Source organism: Streptomyces sp. NBC_00846 (assembly GCF_045207325.1).
Classification (GTDB): domain Bacteria; phylum Actinomycetota; class Actinomycetes; order Streptomycetales; family Streptomycetaceae; genus Streptomyces.
The window spans coordinates 4467140-4488315 of sequence record NZ_CP108846.1 but is presented as its reverse complement, the minus strand read 5'-3'; the positions used below and the strand labels follow the sequence as shown (position 1 = coordinate 4488315).

Sequence of the window (21176 nt, the reverse complement as noted above, 5' to 3'; positions counted from 1 at the left end):
ATTCACTGATATCGATCACGGCTCACGACCCGGCGTTGACGTTGGCAAAGACGACGGCGGCGATCGCCAGGACCAGGGAGCTGGCGAGCAGCGCGCCGAGGTAGGTCTGCACGTTGCCGGTCTGCGCGCGGCGGACGGCGGTGCCGAGCCAGCGTGCGCCGGTGCCGGAGCCGCGTACGTAGGTGTCGACGACCTCGCGGTCCAGGAAGCGGACGAGGCTCGCCGCGGCCTGGACGGGGCGGACGAACAGGGTCGTGTACAGGGCGTCGAGGTGGAAGCCCGCGGCGGCGTGGCGGTGGAGCGGGCCGAGCAGCAAGCGGCCGGGGTCGGCCGGGTCGGGGGCGTCCCCGTAGGCGCCGTAGGCGGCGGTGTGCGCCGAGAGGGCCTGGGCCTCGACGAGGGCGGGTTCGGCGTCGGGATGGGCGACGACCGTGCCCACGGGGGTGCGGGCGGCGAGCGCCGAGGTGTGGCACCAGGCACCGTAGGTGACGAGGCCGCCGACGAGGCCGACGCCCGTGGAGAGGACGGCGGTGGTCAGGGACGGGGCGAGGCTGTGGCCGTCGAACCAGTCGGTGATCACGCCGACGGTCAGCCCGAAGGCGATGGTGGGGACGGCGAGGACCCACAGGACGGTGGTCATCGCGACGGGCTGCCGGCCGTGGTCGGGGGCCTCGGCGCCGCGGCCCCGGAAGGCGAGGAGCCACAGACGGGTGGCGTACGCGGCGGTGAGGACGGCGGCGAGCAATCCGGCGACGAGGACGGTCCAGCCCGCGGCGGCCGGGGCGACGTGCCGTTCCCCGAGTGCGGTGTGCTCGGCGGCGACGAGGACGGCTTCCTTGGAGAAGAAGCCGGCGAACGGCGGGATGGCGGCGAGCGCGAGGAGGGCGACGGTCATCGTCCAGTAGGCGTCCGGGATGCGCTTGGCCAGGCCGCCCATCCGGGACATGGCGGCCAGTGAGTTGGTCCCGGCGGCGTGGATGACGACGCCCGCCGCGAGGAAGAGGACGGCCTTGAACGCTCCGTGGGAGAGGAGGTGGAAGACGGCGGCACCGCGGTCGCCGACGGCCAGGGCGCCGGACATGTAGCCGAGCTGGCCGATCGTCGAGTAGGCGAGGACGCGTTTGATGTCGTCCTGGGCGAGGGCGGCGAGTCCCGAGCCGATCATCGTGACCGCGGCCATCACGGCGAGGACGACGAGGGCCGCGCCGGACTGGGCGAAGACGGGCAGGAGCCGGGCCACGAAGTAGATGCCGGCGGCGACCATCGTCGCGGCGTGGATCAGCGCGGAGACGGGGGTGGGGCCGGCCATCGCGTCGGGCAGCCAGGTGTGCAGCGGGAACTGCGCGGACTTGCCGGCGACACCAGCGAGGAGCAGCAGGGCGATGAGGGTGGGGTGGTCCAGTCCGCCGTTCGCGACGGCGCCCAGGATGCGGGTGATGCGGAACGAGCCGGCGTCGGCGGCGAGTGCGAACAGACCGATCAGGAAGGGGACGTCGCCGAGCTTGGTGACCAGGAAGGCCTTGAGGGAGGCGGCGCGGGCTTCGGGCGTCTCCCAGTAGTGGCCGACGAGGAAGTACGAGCAGATGCCCATGATCTCCCAGCCGACCAGGAGCACCATCAGGTCGCCGGAGTAGACGACGAGCAGCATCGCGGAAGTGAAGAGGGAGACGAGAGCCGCGTACGAGGGGTAGCGGGGGTCGTCGCGCAGATACGCGGTCGAGTAGATCTGCACACAGGTCGCGACGAGCCCGACCAGGACGGCGACGAGGACCGCGAAGCCGTCGAGGTGCAGGGCGAGGTCGACCGGGACCGAGCCGGTGGGGGTGAGCCGGGTCGCCGCGTCGATGGCCCGGCCGCCGCCCTGGCGCGAGGCGACGACGACGGCGAACACGAAGGCGGTGAGGGTGGGCAGTACGGCGAGGGGGCGTACGTAACCGGGGGCACGGCGTCCGAGCAGGAGACCGGCCGCGGCGCCCAGGAACGGAAGGAGGGGGACGAGGACGGCGAGGGTCGTGGTGGTCACGTGGTGGCCTCTGCCTTCTTTGCCTTCCCTGCCGGAGCAGTGGCCTGGTCTTCGGTGTCGCCGGCCTCGTCGCCGGGGAGGGTTTCGGCGTCGTCGGTCTCGGCGGTATCGCGCAGGCGGTCGACGTCGGAGCTGCCGCGGTTGCGGTAGACGGCGAGGACGATGGCGAGGCCGATGCCGGTCTCCGCCGCCGCGATGGCGATGGTGAAGAGGGTGAGGGCCTGGCCGGAGTGCAGGGCGTCGCGGAGCCAGACGTCGAAGGCGACCAGGTTGAGGTTGACGGCGTTGAGCATCAGCTCGACGGACATCAGGACCAGGATCGCGTTGCGGCGGGCGAGTACTCCGTACAGCCCGGTACAGAAGAGGAGGACGGCGAGCACCGCGGGATAGGCGAGGTGCATCAGCTCTGCTCCTTACCGCGCTTGCGGGACAGGACGATCGCGCCGACGAGCGCGGCGAGCAGCAGGACGGAGAGCGCCTCGAACGGCAGCACCCAGTGCCGGAAGAGGAAGGCGCCGGTCACCTCGGTGGAGCCCTGGGCGGGCCCGTCCAGGGTGATCCAGGTGGCGCGGAAGGCGTCGACGACGACCCAGACGAGCGTGCCGGCGGCGGCGACTGCCACGCCCAGGGCCGCCCAGCGGTTGCCCGAGTCGGCGTCCGGGGAGCGGCCGATGGGGGCCTTGGTGAGCATCAGCCCGAAGAGAAGGAGGACGACCACGGAACCGACGTAGATCAGTACCTGCACCCAGGCGATGAACTCCGCGGTGAGCAGGAGGTACTCGACGGCGAGGCCACCGAGCGCCACGACCAGCCAAAGGGCGGCATGCACCAGCTGCTTGGTCGTGACGGTGACGAGGGCAGCGCCGAGGGTGGAGATGCCGACGAGGACGAAGGCGATCTCGATGCCGGTCGGGGAGAGGAAACCGGAGTGGGCGGAGTCAGCGGCGAGGGCAGAGTGCGCTGCGGCGGCTGCGAGTGTCACTCCTCCCCCTCTTCCTTCTGATCCTGCTGGGTCGCTCGGGCCTGCTGGGCTTCCTGGTTCTGCTGGGCTTCCTGGTTCTGCTGGGCTTCCTGCGCCTGCTGGGCCTCCTTGGCGCGCTGGGCTTCGAGTTTCTCCGCCGTCTTGCGGGCGGCGGCGATCTCCTTCGGCTCCTCGGCACCGGGGTCGAGCGCGGGCGGTTCCGGCACCGTCCACATCCATGCGCGGAGCTTGTCGCGCTCATGGGTGAGTTCGAGGATGTCCGTCTCCGCGTACTCGAACTCCGGCGACCAGAACAGTGCGTCGAAGGGACACACCTCGATACAGATACCGCAGTACATGCAGAGCGAGAAGTCGATCGCGAAGCGGTCGAGGACGTTGCGGCTGCGTTCGCGTCCGCCCGGGGCGGCGGCGGGCACCGTCTCCTTGTGGGAGTCGATGTAGATGCACCAGTCCGGGCACTCACGGGCGCAGAGCATGCAGACCGTGCAGTTCTCCTCGAACAGCGCGATGACGCCGCGGGAGCGGGGCGGGAGCTCGGGCTGGACGTCCGGGTACTGGGCGGTGACCGTCTTCCTCGTCATCGTCCGCAGGGTGACGGCCAGGCCCTTGGCCAGACCGGAGCCGGGGATGCGGGGCCGGGAGGGCGGGAGCGGCGCAGCCATCAGTTGATCGCCACCTTCACGATGCCGGTGAGCGCGATCTGCGCGAGAGCGAGCGGGATGAGCGTGGTCCAGGCGAGCTTCTGCAGCTGGTCCTCGCGGAGCCGGGGATAGCTCACGCGCAGCCAGATGACGACGAAGGCGAGGACCGCGATCTTGAGGAGAGTCCAGACCCAGCCGAGTCCGTCGGCGCCGAACGGGCCGTGCCAGCCACCGAGGAAGAGGACGGTGGTCAGTCCGCACAGCACGACGATGCCGGCGTACTCGGCGAGCAGGAACAACGCGAAGCGCAGGCCGGTGTACTCGGTGTACGCGCCGAAGATGATCTCCGAGTCGGCGACCGGCATGTCGAACGGCGGGCGCTGCAGTTCGGCGAGTCCGGCCACGAAGAAGACCAGGGCGCCGACAATCTGCCAGGGCAGCCACCACCACTCGAAGGCGTCGAGGATGCCCGGGAGGGAGACGGTGCCGGCCGCCATCGCGACGGAGGCGGCGGCGAGCAGCATCGGCAGTTCGTACGCGAGCAGCTGGGCGGCGGTGCGGAGGCCCCCGAGGAGGGAGAACTTGTTGGCGGAGGCCCAGCCCGCCATCAGCGAGCCGAGCACGCCGACGCCCATCACGGCGAGCACGAAGAAGATGCCCGCGTCGACGACCTGGCCGACCGCGCTCTCGCCGGGGCCGATCGGGATGGCGACCAGCACGAGGAGGTACGGGAGGAGCGCGACGGCCGGTGCGAGCTGGAAGATACGGCGGTCGGCCTCGGCCGGGACGATGTCTTCCTTCTGCGCGAACTTCACGCCGTCGGCTACGAGCTGGGCCCAGCCGTGGAAGCCGCCCGCGTACATGGGTCCGAGGCGGCCCTGCATATGGGCCATCACCTTGTGCTCGGTCTGCCCCACGACGAGGGGGAGAACCATGAACACGGCGAAGACGATGACGAGCCGGAGGGCGACGTCGAGTACGTCGTTCACGCGGTATCGCCTCCGGCGGGGCGGTCGGGAGTTTCGGCTTCGGGTTCGGGCTGCTCGGGTTCGGGCTGCTCGGGTTCGGCGGAGGGCGAGGGCGGGGTCGCAGGCCGGTTCGGGGTGTCCGGGTTGTCCTCCGTCGTGCCCTGCGGCTGCGACGTCCCAGGGTCCGAGGACGGTTCGGGGGTGGTGTCGAAGGCCGGGCGGGCGTGGTGCCAGGGCGCGTCGGCGCTTCCCGAGGTCGGCTGCGTCGGCCCGGCACCGGCGCCCGTTGCCGGCTTCGCTGCTTCCGTTGCCGGCTTCGTTGCCCGCTCAGTTGCTTCCGTTGCCGGCTTCGTTGCTTCCGTTGCCGGCTTCGTTGCCTCGCGCTGCTGGCTCGCCGAGCCCTGGGAGGCGCTGCGGGTGCGGCGCGGGGGCGCGGCGGGAGTGGTCTCGGCTCCCTCGGCTCCGGCCGCCGGTGCGGCTGTCTCCTGCCGCTGGCCGGCCGAGCCCTCGCTCGCGCTGCGGGTGCGGCGTACCGGGCGGTCGCCCGCCGCGCGTGCGGCGCGGGCCGGGCGGGACGGGGCGGGCGGGAGCTGGCCCTTCAGGGGGCCCCATTCGTTCGGGTCGGGGACGCCGGGCGGCAGCATCGTGCGCCGCTTCGGGCCGCCGTGCTCCGACTCGCCCGGCTCCTTCGCACCCGGCCAGGCCTTCGCGACACGTGCCGCGAGCACGAAGTCCTTGCGCAGCGGGTGCCCCTCGAAGCCCTCGGGCAGCAGCAACGGCACCAGATGCGGGTGGCCCTCGAAGCCGATGCCGAACATCTCGTGTGTCTCGCGCTCGTGCCAGGCGGCGCCCGCGTAGACGTCGATGGCGGTGGGAAGGACAGCCGCCTCGTGCGGAACGGTCGTACGGATCAGGAGACGGCGGACCCTGCCCTCGGACAGGGCCGCGACGTGGGCGCAGACCCGGAAGCCGGTGCCCGGTTCGTCGACCGCGCTCAGCCAGTCGAAATAGGTGCAGCCGAGCCGGTCTCGGGCCGTTTCGAGGGCGGCGGTCCAGGAGGCGGCCGGTACGTCGACGGTCAGCAGGTCGTACGCGTACGCGGCCGTCGCCTCCTCGCCGAAGTACTCGGCGGCGGCATCCGGCAGGCGGTCGTAGCCCTCGGCGGCGGCGTCAGGGGTGCTGGTCATCGCGGTCCTCCCCCGGGGCCGGCGGGGCGGCGACCAGGCCGCTGCGCAGTGCGGTCGTGGAGGGACGACTGCCGCCGCCCGTCGCGTACCGCTCGCCCAGCGACTCGCGGGCGATCTTCTCCTGGAGCTTGAGGATGCCCTGGAGGAGCGCCTCGGGCCGGGGCGGGCAGCCGGGTACGTAGACATCGACCGGAATGATCTGGTCGACGCCCTTCGTCACGGAGTACGAGTCCCAGTAGGGGCCCCCGCAGTTGGAGCAGGCGCCGAAGGAGATGACGTACTTGGGCTCGGGCATCTGCTCGTACAGCCGCTTCACGGCCGGGGCCATCTTGTCCGTCACCGTGCCGGAGACGATCATGAGGTCGGCCTGGCGCGGGCCCGGGGCGAACGGGATCACGCCGAGCCGGATGAAGTCGTGCCGGGCCATGGACGCGGCGATGAATTCGATGGCGCAGCAGGCGAGCCCGAAGTTGAAGACCCAGAGGCTGTAGCGGCGGCCCCAGTTCAGGACCACCTTCATCGGCTCGGGGGCCAGGCGCGACAGGACGCCGAGCCGCTTGGGCTCCGGCAGGAACGTCGGAACGGCCTGCGGTTCGGAGCCCGTCTCGGGGTCCGGTCCCGGCTGCGTCGCGGGCCGGTGCTCGGGGGGCGGCGTGCTCGTCACGTCCATTCGAGGACGCCCTTCTTCCATGCGTAGAGCAGTCCTACGGCCAGGAAACCGAGGAAGATGAACATCTCCACCAGGGTCGTCGCCCCGTATCCGGGGGCGGCGAATACGGTCGCCCACGGAAACAGGAAGATCGAGTCGACGGCGAAGATCACGTACAGGAAGGCATAGACGTAATAACGGACCTGGGTATGTGCCCATCCTTCACCCACCGGGTCCACACCGCACTCGTACGTCAGGAGCTTCTCCGGCGTGGGAACCACGGGCCGCAGCAGCCGGCCCGCCCCGAAGGCGACGGCGACGAACAGCACGCCGATCACGGCGAGCAGTCCGACCACGGAATAGCCGTGGAAGTAGTCCGACGCGAGAACGGTCGATTCCGGCAGTTCCGTCACGTCCGCCCCTCGCTCCCTCAAACCCGTTCGACGATCTGTACGCAGGGGAGTCTAGGCCCTGCCAAAGAGCCCTGTTAAAGATAGGGTAAGCAGCCGCCTCGGCCTACGGGTGGGGTTATCCCTACTTCACCCCACCCACGGACCCCATGGCGTCCGCAGAGCCCGCCCGGCAGGCTGGGGCGCATGACCATGAGCCCCCTGGTGCCCGACAACGACCGTCCACCGCCCGCCCGCTTCGCCCTCGACCGGTGGACGTGGAAGGAGATCGGCTACCTCCTGGCCAACCTCCCCATGGCCCTGGCCGGGTTTGTTTACACGGTGTTCATGATCGGCGTCGGCGTGGGGCTCGCGGTCACGGTGATCGGTCTGCCCCTGCTCGCCGCCGGACTGCACGGGGCGCGGCTGATCGGCAGGGCCGAGCGGGGCCGGGCGCGGGCGATGCTCGGGCTGCGGATCGACGAGCCCAGTCCGATGGTGCTGTCCCGCCGGGCGCAGGGCTTCTTCCCCTGGCTGTGGTCGAGTCTCACGGACCCGGTGGGCTGGCGGGCGGTGCTGTACTCCTTCATCCGGCTGCCCTGGGGCGTGCTCACCTTCACCGTGACGTTCGTGAGCCTCTTCGTGCTGTGGCCGGTGCTCCCCTTTGTCGCGCGGCTCCTCACCCATGCCGACCGGGCGATGGCGCGCGGGCTGCTCTCCCCCTCCGACGAGCTGGAGCGCAGGATCGCCGAGCTGGAGTCGGACCGCGGGGTGGTCGTCGACACGGCCGCCGCCGACCTGCGCCGCATCGAGCGCGACCTGCACGACGGCGCACAGGCCCGGCTCGTCGCCCTCGCCATGGGCCTGGGTCTGGCGAAGGAGAAGCTGACCGACGACCCCGAGGCCGCGGCCCGCATGGTCGACGAGGCCCACGGCGAGGTCAAGGTCGCCCTCCAGGAACTCCGCGACCTCGCCCGCGGCATCCACCCCGCCGTCCTCACCGACCGCGGACTCGACGCCGCACTCTCCGCCATCGCCTCCCGCTGCACCGTCCCCGTCACGGTGGGGGTGGATCTGCCGGCGCGTCCGGCGGAGGCGATCGAGGGGATCGCGTACTTCACGGTCTCGGAGCTGTTGCAGAACGTGAGCAAGCACAGCGGGGCACGTTCGGCGTCCGTGGAGGTGTGGCGGTCGGCGGACCGGATGCTGATCCAGGTCAGCGACGACGGGCGCGGCGGGGCCCGGATGGACGGCGGTACGGGCATGGCCGGGCTGGCCGAACGGCTGGGCGCCGTCGACGGGCTGTTCGTCCTCGACTCGCCGGCCGGCGGCCCCACGACCGTCACCGCGGAACTGCCCTGGCGGAACCGGGACAAGGGCCGGGTCGGGTAGGGCCAGGACAGTATCGGCCAGGTCAGCAGGGCCGGGAAACCGAGCACTCCCAGGTCCCCTCGCGGGGTGGGGAAAACCCCCGGTCGAAGAGGGATACCGCCCTCATGGTGAGCGGGCCCACGGTCCAGCACCCTTGATGTACCAGCGGAGAAACCGGCTCCCCGAGACGAAACGGACAGCATCCATGGCCACGGCATACGGACCGGACACTCGGGACCACCAGCGGTCCGGAGCCGGTTTCGGGGACCATCCCCCGGTGAAGCGCTTCTTCCCCGCCGCGCTCCGCGCGCCCTTCGAGGGCAGGACCTGGCGCGAACTCGGCTATCTGCTGCTGAGCCTGCCGATCAGCGCGGTCCTGTTCAGCCTCTCGATCACCCTGACGTCCCTGGGCGTCGGCATGCTGATCACCTTCCTCGGCGTCCCGATCCTGGCCGGCACCCTCGCCATGTGCCGCGGCTTCGGCATGCTGGAGCGGGCCCGGGCGCGCGGGCTGCTGGGGCTGGACGTGGCCGAGCCGGCGCCGGTGCGCGGCAGGACCGGCGGCCTGATGTCCTGGGTGGGCGCGGTCCTGAAGAGCGGGGTGTCCTGGCGGCATCTGCTCTACGGGCTGCTGCACTTCCCGTGGGCGGTCTTCGCCTTCACGGTTTCACTGACGTTCTGGTCGTATGGGTGGGCCACTCTCACCTACCCGTTGTGGCACTGGGTCTTCCCCGCGTACATGGGGGTCGGCGGCATCCAGCTCTACGGCGACCGCACCCATCAGGTCTACCTCGACTCCCCCTTCGAGCTGGCCGCGACCAGTGTCTGCGGCCTGATACTCGTCCTCCTCACGCCGTGGATCATCCGCGGGCTGGTGAGCGTGGACCGGCTGATGGTGGCCGGGCTGCTCGGGCCGTCCCGGCTGGCGACGCGCGTCTCGGAGCTGGAGTCGGACCGCGGGGTGGTCGTCGACACGGCCGCCGCCGACCTGCGCCGCATCGAGCGCGACCTGCACGACGGCGCACAGGCCCGGCTCGTCGCCCTCGCCATGGATCTGGGTCTGGCGAAGGAGAAGCTGACCGACGACCCCGAGGCCGCGGCCCGCATGGTCGACGAGGCCCACGGCGAGGTCAAGGTCGCCCTCCAGGAACTCCGCGACCTCGCCCGCGGCATCCACCCCGCCGTCCTCACCGACCGCGGACTCGACGCCGCACTCTCCGCCATCGCCTCCCGCTGCACCGTCCCCGTCACCGTCGAAGTGGACCTGGCGTCCCGGCCCGCCCAGGCCATCGAAGGGATCGCCTACTTCACGGTCTCGGAGCTGCTGCAGAACGTGAGCAAGCACGCACGGGCGACCCATGCTTCCGTCGATGTGTGGCGCACCGCGAACCGGCTGATGCTCCAGGTCACCGACAACGGCCGCGGCGGCGCCGAGGTGTCGTCGGGCAGCGGGCTGGCCGGGCTGACCGAACGGCTGGACGCGGTGGACGGCGTCCTCGTCGTGGATTCCCCGCAGGGCGGTCCGACGCGGATCACGGCCGAGCTGCCGTGGCGCGGCTGAGCGCGTCCGTCCGTCCGGTGCCGTGACCGGAACCCCCAGGTCCACGGCCCCTTCAGGTCCCCTCGTCCCCGGCCGCGGTACTGGCTCGAAATCGAGCCGGTACGGCGGCCGGGGACACAGCGCTGCCGATACTGGGATGCTGGAGGCCGTACGTGCAGGACCAGCGAACAGTGGGGGATACGGGCGTCATGGTGGAGGACAGGGTGCGGGTAGTCATCGCCGAGGATTCGGTACTGCTTCGGGAGGGGCTCACCCGGCTGCTGACCGATCTCGGGCATGACGTGGTCGCCGGGGTCGGGGACGCCGAGGCGCTGATCAAGACGGTGCACGAGCTCGCGGATCAGGACGCGCTGCCCGATGTGGTGGTCGCCGACGTGCGGATGCCGCCCACCCACACCGACGAGGGCGTGCGGGCGGCGGTGCGGCTGCGCAAGGACTACCCGGGAATCGGGGTCCTGGTTCTTTCGCAGTACGTCGAGGAGCAGTACGCCACCGAGCTGCTGGCAGGATCCAGCCGGGGCGTGGGCTATCTGCTGAAGGACCGGGTCGCCGAGGTCCGGGAATTCGTCGACGCCGTGGTCCGGGTGGCGCAGGGCGGCACGGCGCTGGATCCGGAAGTGGTGGCCCAGCTGCTGGGCCGGAGCCGTAAGCAGGACGTCCTGGCCGGGCTGACGCCGCGCGAGCGCGAGGTGCTCGGCCTGATGGCGGAGGGCCGGACGAATTCCGCGGTGGCCAAGCAGCTGGTGGTGAGCGACGGCGCCGTGGAGAAGCACGTCAGCAACATCTTCCTGAAGCTGGGCCTGTCCCCCAGTGACGGGGATCACCGCCGGGTACTGGCAGTGCTGACCTACCTGAACTCCTAATTAGCTGACACCCTGTCAGATACCTGGTGGGAGCCGGTTCGGACCGGCGTGCGTCCAGGACTCCGGTCGGCCGCCCAGGCGGCCGACCGGAGTCCTAGAACAAAGGAATGAGCGCACAGCGTCTTCATCGAACAGCTGGGGGGCTTGCCAAACATGACAAACCGGTATCAAATCGCGTCTCAAAACGACGTCCACCATATGATCGGTCCAGGGAAGGCGACCCTTACCGACGTAGGGTGGGCCTTGGGACCACCGGCGGGCCGGCCGGTCCCGAGCAGCCGCCCCGAGGGAGGTCCAGTTCAGTGACCAGCCAGGTCAGTAGCCCAGCCGATCAGGCCGATGAGGCCAGCGAGGCGCCCGTCGGGGGACAGCGTGCCCCCCATTCCCATCATGCGGGCGCCGGCGAGAAGGAGATCCGCCGTCTGGACCGGGTGATCATCCGTTTCGCGGGTGACTCCGGGGACGGTATGCAGCTCACGGGTGACCGGTTCACTTCGGAGACCGCGTCGTTCGGGAACGATCTCTCCACGCTGCCGAACTTCCCCGCCGAGATCCGCGCCCCCGCAGGCACCCTGCCGGGGGTTTCGTCGTTCCAGCTGCATTTCGCCGATCACGACATCCTGACCCCGGGTGACGCGCCGAATGTTCTGGTCGCGATGAACCCGGCCGCCTTGAAGGCGAACATCGGCGATGTGCCGCGCGGCGGTGAAATCATCGTGAACACCGATGAGTTCACCAAGCGCCCGATGGCGAAGGTCGGCTATGCGACCAGTCCGCTGGAGGACGGGTCGCTGGAGGCCTACAGCGTTCATCCGGTGCCGCTGACGACGCTGACGATCGAGGCGCTGAAGGAGTTCGGGCTCTCGCGCAAGGAGGCCGAGCGTTCGAAGAACATGTTCGCGCTGGGACTTCTGTCCTGGATGTATCACCGGCCGACGGAGGGGACCGAGGCCTTCCTGCGGGCGAAGTTCGCGAAGAAACCGCAGATCGCGGAGGCGAACGTGGCCGCGTTCAGGGCGGGGTGGAATTTCGGGGAGACGACGGAGGACTTCGCCGTCAGCTACGAGGTGGCACCCGCCTCGCAGGCCTTCCCCGCGGGCACGTACCGCAACATCTCGGGGAATCTGGCCCTGTCCTACGGGCTGATCGCCGCATCCCGGCAGGCGGACCTGCCGCTCTACTTGGGGTCGTATCCGATCACCCCGGCTTCGGACATTCTGCATGAGCTGAGCCGGCACAAGAATTTCGGTGTGCGTACGTTCCAGGCCGAGGACGAGATCGCGGGGATCGGGGCGGCGCTGGGGGCCGCGTTCGGCGGGTCGCTCGCGGTGACGACGACGTCCGGGCCCGGGGTGGCGCTGAAGTCGGAGACGATCGGGCTGGCGGTCTCCCTCGAACTGCCGCTGATCGTCATCGATATCCAGCGTGGCGGCCCGTCCACGGGCCTGCCGACCAAGACCGAGCAGGCCGACCTCCTCCAGGCGATGTACGGGCGCAACGGTGAGGCGCCGGTCCCGATCGTGGCGCCCAGGACCCCGGCGGACTGCTTCGACGCCGCACTCGACGCCGCCCGGATCGCCCTCACGTACCGCACCCCGGTCTTCCTCCTCTCCGACGGGTACCTCGCGAACGGGTCCGAGCCCTGGAAGATCCCCGACGTCGACGACCTCCCGGATCTGCGGGTCCGGTTCGCGACCGGTCCGAACCATGAACTGGCCGACGGCACCGAGGTGTTCTGGCCCTACAAGCGTGACCCGCAGACCCTGGCCCGCCCCTGGGCCCTGCCCGGTACCCCGGGTCTCGAACACCGTATCGGCGGGATCGAGAAGCAGGACGGCAGCGGCAACATCTCCTACGACCCCGCCAACCACGACTTCATGGTCCGCACCCGCCAGGCCAAGACCGACGGCATCGAGGTCCCCGACATCCAGGTCGACGACCCCGACCAGGCGAGCACCCTGGTCCTGGGGTGGGGCTCCACGTACGGCCCCATCACCGCCGCCGTCCGCCGCCTCCGCGCTGCCGGGCACCTCATCGCGCAGGCCCACCTGCGCCACCTCAACCCCTTCCCCGCCAACCTCGGCGAGGTACTGAAGCACTACGACAAGGTGATCGTGCCCGAGATGAACCTCGGCCAGCTCGCCACCCTCATCCGGGCCAAATACCTCGTCGACGCACACAGCTACAACCAGGTCAACGGTATGCCGTTCAAGGCCGAACAGCTCGCGGCGGCACTGAAGGAGGCCATCGATGCCTGACGCCAACCCCCTTCTCCATCTGGTGCCCAAGGCCGAAGCCGAACAGTCCATGAAGGACTTCAAGTCCGACCAGGAAGTGCGCTGGTGCCCCGGCTGCGGCGACTACGCCGTCCTCGCCGCCGTCCAGGGCTTCATGCCCGAACTCGGCCTGGCCAAAGAGAACATCGTCTTCGTCTCCGGCATCGGCTGCTCCTCCCGCTTCCCGTACTACATGAACACCTACGGGATGCACTCCATCCACGGCCGCGCCCCCGCCATCGCGACCGGACTCGCCACCTCCCGCCGCGACCTGTCCGTCTGGGTCGTCACCGGCGACGGTGACGCCCTGTCCATCGGCGGCAACCACCTCATCCATGCCCTGCGCCGCAATGTGAACCTCAAGATCCTCCTCTTCAACAACCGGATCTACGGGCTCACCAAGGGCCAGTACTCCCCCACCTCCGAAATCGGCAAGATCACCAAATCGACGCCGATGGGCTCCCTCGACGCCCCGTTCAACCCGGTCTCCCTGGCCCTCGGCGCCGAGGCGTCGTTCGTCGCCCGCACCATCGACTCCGACCGCAAACACCTCACCAGTGTCCTGCGCGCCGCGGCCGACCACCCCGGCACGGCGCTGGTGGAGATCTACCAGAACTGCAACATCTTCAACGACGGCGCCTTCGACGCCCTCAAGGACAAGGACCAGGCGCAGAACGCCGTCATCCGCCTGGAACACGGACAGCCGATCCTCTTCGGCACGGACGACTCCAAGGGCGTCGTGCGCGACCCGGGCACCGGCGACCTGTCGGTCGTCACCGTCACCGACGACAACAAGTCCCAGATCCTCGTCCACGACGCCCACGCCGCCAGCCCCACCACGGCCTTCGCCCTGTCCCGCCTCGCCGACCCCGACACCCTCCACCAGACCCCCATCGGAGTCCTGCGCAGCGTCGACCGGCCCGTCTACGACACACAGATGGCCGAACAGCTCGACACCGCCGTCGAACAGAACGGCAAGGGCGACCTGGCCGCGCTCCTCTCGGGCAACGACAACTGGACCGTCGTCGGCTGACGGTTCCCGCCCTCGCCACCCGCTGTCGCCGGACGGGCTGAATTTCGGCCCGCCCGGCGATTGCGTCCGGGGGTGCGCCCGGCCACCGCGCACCATGTGGCCATGACCCTGGACCGCCCCGCCTACCGCATCAAGCGGCGTCTGCTCGGCAGAGCTCTCACCACCGAGCGCATCAGCGAGGAGAAGCTGAACAACCGGACGGCGCTCGGGGTGCTCGCCTCCGACTGCGTCAGTTCGACCGCGTACGGCTCCGAGGAGATGCTCCGGGTCCTCGTACCCGTCGTCGGTGTCGCCGCCTTCACGCTGCTCATGCCGGTAACCGGCGCGATCCTGCTGGTGCTGCTGCTCCTGACGCTCTGCTACAGCGATGTCGTGATGATCTACACCCGGGCCGGCGGTTCGTACGTCGTCGCCCGGGAGAACTTCGGGCCGAACGTCGCACAGATCGCCGCCGTGGCACTGCTCGTCGACTACATCGTCACCGTGGCCGTGCAGGTCTCGGCCGGTACCAACGCCCTGATCTCGCTCGCCCATCTGGTCGGCGGCAACTTCACCGGCCTGGACCATCTCCAGCTCCCGGTCTCCGTCGCCGTCATCGTGCTGCTCGCGTACGGGAACCTGCGCGGGGTCCGCGAGGCGGGCCGGGCCTTCGCGCTGCCCGCCTATCTCTTCGTGGCCGCCATCGGCCTCGTCCTCCTCGTCGCCGCGCTGCGCGGGATCTTCGGCGAGCTGCCGCACGCCGATCTGCACGCCGCCGGAGTCGTGCCGCTCGGTACCCCGGGCAACGGCTGGCTCTACGGCGCCTCCCTCTTCATCGTGCTGCGCTCGTTCGCCAACGGCGGCTCGTCCCTCACCGGGCTCGAAGCGATCTCCAACGGCATCTCCACGTTCCGTGAACCCCAGGGCCGCAACGCCCGCCGCACCCTCATCGCCATGAGCGCGGTGCTCGGCACCCTCGTGCTGGGCGTGTCCACGCTGGCGCACTTCACCCACGCGGTGCCGTACAAGGACGGCACCCCGACCGTGATCGCGCAGGAGGCCCACCTCGCGTTCGGCAGCGGGCCGGCCGGTACGGCCGGGCTCGTCTTCGTACAGCTGGCCACCGCGCTGATCCTCTACACCGGCGCCAACACCCCGTTCACCGGCTTTCCGTACCTCGCCAGTTTCGTCGCCGAGGACCGGTTCCTGCCGCGCGTGCTGACCCGGCGCGGGCACCGGCTGGCGTTCTCCAACGGCATCATCTCGCTGACCACCGTCTCGCTGGCGCTGCTCCTGGCCACCGGCGCCAGCGTGGACAGGCTGGTGGCGCTGTACGCGATCGGCGTGTTCACCGCGTTCACCATGGCCGGGGCCGGTCTCACCGCGTACCACCTGCGGCGCCGGGAGCCGCACCGCCGGCTGAAGATCGCGGTCAACGGGCTCACCGCGTTCATCTCGGCCGCCGTCGTGCTGATCTTCGCGGTAACCAAGTTCACCGAGGGCGCCTGGCTGGTCGTGGTGGTCTTCCCGCTCGGGGTCTGGGCACTGACGCGGATCAACCGCGAGTACCGGCGTGAGGCGGCCGTGCTGCAGAGCATCCAGGCTCCGGGCGCCGACCGTGCCCGGGCCCGCCGCCATCTGGTCTTCGTGCTCGTCGAGTCGCTCGACCTGGCGACACTGAAAGCCCTGCGGTACGCCCATGAGCTGCGTCCGGACGAGATCCGGGCGGTGCACTTCGCGATCGACGAGGCGTACGGCAGACGGCTGGCCGCCCGATGGGAGTCGACGGCCGCCACGACCGTGTCCCTGGAGCTGGTGGCGTGCCCGGACCGGCGGCTGCGCAATGCGATGCGGCAGCTGGCGGTCCGCACCACGGAGGACGGGAACACCTGGCTGACGGTGCTGGTCCCCCGGCGCACGTACCGCAACGTGCTCGGGAAGCTGCTGCACCGGGGCACGGGTGAGCAGATGGCGAAGACGCTGGCGCCGCTGCCGCACGTGGCGGTGACGATCCTGCCGTTCGACGTCTCGCGGGCGCTGCGGACGCTGGAGGAGGGGCGGGCGCCTCAGCCGGACTGACCGCTGTCTTCCCGCCGCTTCCGGGTGGCTCTACGCGTCGTGCGCCTTCCGCGCGTCGTACGTCTCGCGCGCCGCGTGCACGGCGTCCAGACGGCGCTCCGTCCAGCGGGCCAGCGCCCACACCTGCTCGGCGGCCTCCCGGCCCAGCCCGGTGAGCGAGTAGTCGACCCGGGGCGGGATCACCGGCTTCGCGTCCCGGTGCACGAAACCGTCCCGTTCCAGGGTCTGGAGGGTCTGGGCCAGCATCTTCTCGCTGACCCCGCCGACCTCCCGGCGCAGTTCGCTGAAGCGGTACGAGCGCTCCAGCAGCGCGGCGAGGACCAGGACGCCCCAGCGGCTGGTGACGTGTTCGAGCACCAGCCGGGAGGGGCACATCTGCCGGTTCACGTCGGGCTTCCGGCTCGGGCTCGGGCTCAGGCCCGGGTCGCTCACGCTCATGCAAGTACCTTACTTCAAAGTGGGTACTTTCGTTTGGTTAGTGCACCCCGTACGGTGAGTTCAAGAGCCCGAACGAGGACCAGCGCCACCGAAAGAGGAGAATCCCATGAGCATCGTCGTCACCGGAGCCACCGGAGAGCTCGGCCGTCTCGTCATCGACCAGTTGCTCGCCACCGTGCCCGCGACCGAGATCGCCGCCGTCGTCCGCGACGAGGCGAAGGCCGCCCCGCTCGCCGCCCGCGCCGTCGAGCTCCGCGTCGCGGACTACGACCGTCCGGAGTCCCTCAAGGACGCCTTCCGGGCCGGTGACCGCGTCCTGCTCATCTCCGGCAGCGAGGTCGGCAGGCGCGTCCCGCAGCACACCGCCGTCATCGACGCGGCCAAGGCGGCGGGCGTCGCGCAGTTCGCGTACACGGGCGTGCTGGGCGGTCCCGACGCGAACTTCACGCTCGCCGACGAGCACAAGGTCACCGAGCAGCTGATCCTCGACGCCGGACTGCCGCACACCTTCCTGCGCAACGGCTGGTACACCGAGAACTACACCGCCGGCCTCGCCCCCGTCCTGGAGCACGGCGCCGTCGTCGCCAACGCGGGTGACGGACGGGTCGCCTCCGCCACCCGCGCCGACTACGCCGCCGCGGCGGCCGCCGTACTGACCGGCGAGGGCCACCTCGGCGCGGTCTACGAGCTGAGCGGCGATGTCGCCTGGTCGTTCGCCGAGTACGCGGCCGAGGTCGCCCGGGCCACCGGCAAGGAGATCGTCCACCAGAACGTCCCGGCCGCCGTCCACCAGGAGATCCTGGTCGGCGCCGGCGTGCCCGAGGGTTTCGCGGCGATCCTCGTCGATGTGGACGCCGCGATCGAGCGCGGGCTGCTCGCCGGTACGAGCGGCGACCTGGCCCGGCTGATCGGCCGGCCGACGACGCCGCTCGCCGAGACGGTGGCCGCGGCGGTGGCCACGGCGTAACTCCACCACTCCCTCCTCCCACCCCCCAGGGGCCTCATGTCATGACCGTATGGCGATACGGCTATGACATGAGGCCCTTCCGGCGCTACCGTCGTGCAGTCGACGGATCGGTCGACGCGGAGCAGCTGACACAGACATGGGAGGGGGCGGGTCCGTGAAGGGGACGACCGACCAACGGGCCGGACTGCTGTCCGGTATCGGCGCATACGGCCTGTGGGGCATCGTTCCCCTGTTCTGGCCGCTGTTGAAGCCCGCCGGCGCGATCGAGATCCTCGCCCACCGCATGGTCTGGTCGCTCGGGGTCGTCGGCATCGCGCTGCTGGTGCTGCGCCGCTGGTCCTGGATCGGCGAGCTGATACGGCAGCCGAGGAAGCTCGGCCTGATATCGGTCGCGGCAGCCGTGATCACGGTCAACTGGGGTCTGTACATCTGGTCCGTGAACAACGGGCACGTCGTCGAGGCCTCGCTCGGCTACTTCATCAATCCGCTGGTCACCATAGCCATGGGCGTCCTGTTCCTCGGCGAACGACTGCGTCCCGCGCAGTGGGTGGCAGTCGGCACCAGTGTCGCGGCGGTGCTCGTGCTGGCCATCGGTTACGGGCGGCCTCCGTGGATCTCGTTGTCGCTGGCGTTCTCCTTCGCGACGTACGGCCTGGTGAAGAAGAAGGTCAACATGGGTGGCCTGGAGTCGCTCACCGCCGAGACCGGCGTGCTGTTCGTGCCGGCGCTCGCCTATCTGCTGTGGCTGGGCGCACAGGGCGATTCGACGTTCACCTCCGAGGGCCCCGGTCACACGGCGCTGCTGGCCGCGGCGGGCGTCGTCACGGCCATACCGCTCATCCTGTTCGGGGCAGCGGCGATCCGCGTACCGCTCTCCACGCTGGGCCTGCTGCAGTATCTGGCGCCGGTCTTCCAGTTCATCTGCGGCATCCTGTACTTCCACGAGGCGATGCCGCCGGAGCGGTGGGCCGGGTTCGCCCTGGTGTGGCTGGCGCTCATCCTGCTGACCTGGGACGCGTTCCGGACGTCACGGCGGACGAGGGCGCAGGCGCAGGCCGTTGCGGCGCAACTGGCGGGACAGCGGACACCTCCGGCCGGGGATTCCGCCTCACCCCCCTCGACGGCGAGCCCGGCCCGGTGACCCGGCCCTCACCTTAGTTACCGGGTTGCTTTTTTAACTCGGTTACGTTTTCCTGGGCTTCCACGGACCTACGACCGGGGAGCCCCGCATGCCCATGCCCACCGCCCAGGTACTGATCGTCGGCTCGGGCCCCACCGGCCTGACCCTGGCCTGCGATCTGGCCCGGCGCTCCGTCGCCGTACGGATCATCGACAAGTCCCCGGATTTTCCGCGCAGCTCGCGGGCCAAGGGCCCCAACCCCCGGTCCCTGGAGGTCCTGGAGGACCTGGGAATCGTGGACAGGGTGCTGGCGGCGGGCTCGATGCCGCCGCCGATGCGGAAGTACCGCAACGGGCTGCCGATCGCCGACACCGACCCGTTCGAGGCGTCGCGCCCGACGCCGGACACCCCGTACGACCGGCCATGGATGGTCGCCCAGTGGCGGCTGGAGGAGATTCTGCGGGACCGCCTGGCGGAGTACGGCGTACACGTGGAACTCGACGCGGAAGCGACCGGATTGGCGGCAGGACCCGAATCGGTGACCGTCACGCTCGCCGACGGCCGGAGCCTCGCGGCGCGGTACGTGGTGGGGTGCGACGGCGGTCACAGTTTGGTACGCAAGCTGCTCGGCATCCCGTTCGAGGGGAAGACGACCGAGGAGCAGATGATGGTCTGCGGCGACGTGGAGGCGGACGGCCTCGACCGCGGCTACTGGCACCAGTGGTTCGACGAGGACGGTGCCGTGCTGCTGTGCCCGATCCCGGGTACGCGGTCGGGCTGGTGGTTCCAGGCCGGGCCGGAGCGGGACCGGGCGGGTGCCCCCGTACCGCCCTCGCTGGAGAGCTTCCGCCGGCTCTTCGCCCGGCACACCGGACTGCCGGGCACCCAGCTGACGCGGGCCGACCTGCTGTCCACGTACCGGGTCAACGAGCGCATGGCCGACCGCTACCGGGTGGGCCGCGTCCTGCTGGCCGGGGACGCCGCGCATGTGCACTCCATCGCGGGCGGGCTGGGCATGAACACCGGGATCCAGGACGCGTTCAACCTGGGCTGGAAGCTCGCCCGGGTCGTCACCGGCCAGTCGGATCCGGGCCTGCTGGACACGTACGAGGAGGAGCGGCTGCCGGTGGCCTCCTGGACGCTGGACATCACCTCCGAGCGGCTGCGGGCCACTCTCGAAGCGATCAAGCAGCCGGGCGGCGGCCTGGACGCGGCGGGCACCGCCGAGACCACGGGCCTGACGCGTGGTTACCGCTGGAGCTCGCTCTCCCCCACGGGCTCCACCACCCCCCGTCTGCGAGCGGGCGATCGCGCCCCGGACGCCCCGTGCCGCGACGCCGCAACAGGCGCACCGACCCGCCTCTTCGAAGCGTTCGCCGGACCGCACTTCACCCTGCTGGGCTTCGGCCCGGGCACGGCGGACACGCTACGGGCCACGGAAGCGGCGTACGGCGACGCGGTACGGGCGTACGGGGTGGGAGCGGGCGGCCCCGCCGATCTGGCCGACGAGGCGGGCCACGCCCGTACGGCGTACGGCATCGAGCCGGGCGCCGACATCCTCGTCCTGGTCCGCCCGGACAACCACGTGGCACTGATCTCACCGGCGGCGGACAGCCAGGCTGTTGGCACCTACATGGACCGCCTGAGCGGTACGGCATTCAGGCGGCTCTGAGCGCGTCGCACCGGGCAATCCCGCAACTGTCGCGCACTCATATTTTCCTGACATGCTATGAGCCGATTCACGCGCGCGTGCGGGAACTCCCGCGTGCTCCTGCGCACCGCCACCGCCGCCCTGTCCACGCTGTCATTCCTGTTCTTCGGCGCCTCGCCCACGGGCCACGCGGACGCCGGCACGGACCGGGGCCACCCATCCGGCCCCACCTCCCTGCGGCCCGTCCACGTCGTCGAGGCGTACCCGCAGCAGCGCTTCCCCGGCCCGTGGTCCACGGCCTCCTGACCGAGCCGGAGTTCCCGGCGTGATTGCCTGGGGCGAGCGATCCACCGGGTCGCTCGCTCTCTCCCCGCCTACCTCTCCCCCTTTGCCGCGCACTCCACCCAGAGCAGCTTCCCGCCCTGCCCCGGCAGCCCGCCACGCATGGGGTACGCGCCCCAGCTCTCCGCGTAGAGAGTGACGAGGTACAGCCCCCGCCCCCGCTCGGCCAGCTCCGCCGGGGCCTCGGCACTCCACCGGAACGGCGCCGGGATGTGCGAATTGGTGTCCCAGACGCTCAGCCTCACCCGACTGCGCCCGGCATCGCGCAGCCGCAGGGAATACGCCCCCGAGGAGTGCAGGTAGGCGTTGGTGACCAGTTCGCTCGCCAACAGCTCGGCGATCTCAATGAGTTCGCGCATGCCGTGCGCACGCAGGATGGCGCGAAGAGTCGTACGGGCCACGCCGGGGGCGCGGGGATCCTGCGGAAGTTGAAGGGTGTACGCCCAGGGCGGCGATACCGTGGTACTGACCATGGAAGTCTCCGATCACGGAGGAGAGTTGAGGGTGCGCATCGGGTTGCCCAGTGACGAGGCCGCTCCGTCGAACGGGGTGCTTCTAGGCGAGTGGCCTGAGCGAGAGACTAGACTCCAAGGCAAAGATACTTTGCGTGAATTCGAGAAAATCCATCTTGATTCCCTCATGTGAGTGACCTCCCAA

Annotated in this window: 20 protein-coding genes; 10 read left to right on the top strand and 10 right to left on the bottom strand. The window is 70.3% G+C overall.

Features of this window, described 5'->3' with window-relative positions; translation table 11 throughout:
• Window positions 1–22 precede the first annotated feature (22 nt).
• From OG936_RS20740 to OG936_RS20705, 8 genes are read right to left on the bottom strand one after another with little or no spacing between them, the layout of a single operon-like run.
• Window positions 23–2023: an NADH-quinone oxidoreductase subunit L gene (locus tag OG936_RS20740; protein WP_406496571.1), complete on the bottom strand. Its 2001-nt coding sequence runs from the start codon at window positions 2021–2023 to the stop codon at window positions 23–25.
• Window positions 2020–2424, bottom strand: a complete 405-nt coding sequence (gene nuoK, locus OG936_RS20735) for an NADH-quinone oxidoreductase subunit NuoK (protein WP_406496569.1) — start codon at window positions 2422–2424, stop codon at window positions 2020–2022. The genes OG936_RS20740 and nuoK overlap by 4 nt, the downstream gene beginning before the upstream one ends.
• Complete coding sequence (locus OG936_RS20730) at window positions 2424–3005, bottom strand: NADH-quinone oxidoreductase subunit J (protein WP_406496568.1); 582 nt, start codon at window positions 3003–3005, stop codon at window positions 2424–2426. The genes nuoK and OG936_RS20730 overlap by 1 nt, the downstream gene beginning before the upstream one ends.
• Complete coding sequence (locus OG936_RS20725) at window positions 3002–3667, bottom strand: NuoI/complex I 23 kDa subunit family protein (protein WP_406496567.1); 666 nt, start codon at window positions 3665–3667, stop codon at window positions 3002–3004. The genes OG936_RS20730 and OG936_RS20725 overlap by 4 nt, the downstream gene beginning before the upstream one ends.
• Window positions 3667–4635: a complex I subunit 1 family protein gene (locus OG936_RS20720; RefSeq protein WP_266747923.1), complete on the bottom strand. Its 969-nt coding sequence runs from the start codon at window positions 4633–4635 to the stop codon at window positions 3667–3669. Before OG936_RS20720 ends, OG936_RS20725 begins: the two co-directional genes overlap by 1 nt.
• Window positions 4632–5801, bottom strand: coding sequence for an NADH-quinone oxidoreductase subunit C (locus OG936_RS20715; RefSeq protein WP_406496565.1), 1170 nt, complete (start codon window positions 5799–5801; stop codon window positions 4632–4634). Before OG936_RS20715 ends, OG936_RS20720 begins: the two co-directional genes overlap by 4 nt.
• A complete protein-coding gene (locus OG936_RS20710) occupies window positions 5785–6471 on the bottom strand; it encodes an NADH-quinone oxidoreductase subunit B (RefSeq protein ID WP_266747921.1) in 687 nt (228 codons plus the stop codon). Before OG936_RS20710 ends, OG936_RS20715 begins: the two co-directional genes overlap by 17 nt.
• Window positions 6462–6863, bottom strand: coding sequence for an NADH-quinone oxidoreductase subunit A (locus tag OG936_RS20705; RefSeq protein ID WP_266747920.1), 402 nt, complete (start codon window positions 6861–6863; stop codon window positions 6462–6464). The genes OG936_RS20710 and OG936_RS20705 overlap by 10 nt, the downstream gene beginning before the upstream one ends.
• Window positions 6864–7046: 183 nt before the next feature.
• Between OG936_RS20705 and OG936_RS20700 the strand changes: the two genes are divergently transcribed.
• From OG936_RS20700 to OG936_RS20675, 6 genes are all read left to right on the top strand, one after another.
• Window positions 7047–8231 carry a sensor histidine kinase gene (locus OG936_RS20700; RefSeq protein WP_406496562.1) on the top strand — a complete coding sequence of 395 codons (1185 nt, stop codon included), beginning with the start codon at window positions 7047–7049 and terminating at the stop codon, window positions 8229–8231.
• Between the two features lie 184 nt (window positions 8232–8415).
• Window positions 8416–9771: a sensor histidine kinase gene (locus OG936_RS20695; protein WP_406496561.1), complete on the top strand. Its 1356-nt coding sequence runs from the start codon at window positions 8416–8418 to the stop codon at window positions 9769–9771.
• A 188-nt stretch (window positions 9772–9959) separates the two neighbouring features.
• Window positions 9960–10634 (top strand): response regulator, encoded by a 675-nt coding sequence (locus OG936_RS20690; protein ID WP_406496560.1) that lies wholly within the window; start codon window positions 9960–9962, stop codon window positions 10632–10634.
• 302 nt (window positions 10635–10936) lie between these two features.
• Window positions 10937–12892 carry a 2-oxoacid:acceptor oxidoreductase subunit alpha gene (locus OG936_RS20685; protein ID WP_406496559.1) on the top strand — a complete coding sequence of 652 codons (1956 nt, stop codon included), beginning with the start codon at window positions 10937–10939 and terminating at the stop codon, window positions 12890–12892.
• Complete coding sequence (locus OG936_RS20680) at window positions 12885–13943, top strand: 2-oxoacid:ferredoxin oxidoreductase subunit beta (RefSeq protein ID WP_406496558.1); 1059 nt, start codon at window positions 12885–12887, stop codon at window positions 13941–13943. The genes OG936_RS20685 and OG936_RS20680 overlap by 8 nt, the downstream gene beginning before the upstream one ends.
• Before the next feature lie 102 nt (window positions 13944–14045).
• The gene (locus OG936_RS20675; protein WP_406496556.1) at window positions 14046–16001 is read left to right on the top strand and encodes an APC family permease; all 1956 of its coding nucleotides are present in this window, start codon (window positions 14046–14048) and stop codon (window positions 15999–16001) included.
• Window positions 16002–16031: 30 nt separating this feature from the next.
• Here OG936_RS20675 and OG936_RS20670 read toward each other — a convergent pair whose 3' ends face one another.
• The gene (locus tag OG936_RS20670; RefSeq protein WP_406496554.1) at window positions 16032–16439 is read right to left on the bottom strand and encodes a winged helix-turn-helix transcriptional regulator; all 408 of its coding nucleotides are present in this window, start codon (window positions 16437–16439) and stop codon (window positions 16032–16034) included.
• Between the two features lie 106 nt (window positions 16440–16545).
• Between OG936_RS20670 and OG936_RS20665 the strand changes: the two genes are divergently transcribed.
• The 4 genes from OG936_RS20665 (at window position 16546) to OG936_RS20650 (ending at window position 20483) form a co-directional block, all read left to right on the top strand.
• A complete protein-coding gene (locus OG936_RS20665) occupies window positions 16546–17406 on the top strand; it encodes an SDR family oxidoreductase (RefSeq protein WP_406496553.1) in 861 nt (286 codons plus the stop codon).
• A 154-nt stretch (window positions 17407–17560) separates the two neighbouring features.
• Window positions 17561–18547 carry an EamA family transporter RarD gene (gene rarD, locus OG936_RS20660; protein WP_406496551.1) on the top strand — a complete coding sequence of 329 codons (987 nt, stop codon included), beginning with the start codon at window positions 17561–17563 and terminating at the stop codon, window positions 18545–18547.
• Window positions 18548–18641: 94 nt separating this feature from the next.
• Entirely contained in the window at window positions 18642–20198 is a 1557-nt protein-coding gene (locus OG936_RS20655; RefSeq protein ID WP_406500526.1) for an FAD-dependent monooxygenase, read from the top strand.
• Between the two features lie 93 nt (window positions 20199–20291).
• A complete protein-coding gene (locus OG936_RS20650; RefSeq protein ID WP_406496549.1) occupies window positions 20292–20483 on the top strand; it encodes a hypothetical protein in 192 nt (63 codons plus the stop codon).
• Between the two features lie 68 nt (window positions 20484–20551).
• On the opposite strand, the gene OG936_RS20645 is transcribed toward OG936_RS20650, so the two are convergent.
• Window positions 20552–20992: an ATP-binding protein gene (locus OG936_RS20645; protein WP_406496547.1), complete on the bottom strand. Its 441-nt coding sequence runs from the start codon at window positions 20990–20992 to the stop codon at window positions 20552–20554.
• Between the last annotated feature and the right edge of the window lie 184 nt (window positions 20993–21176).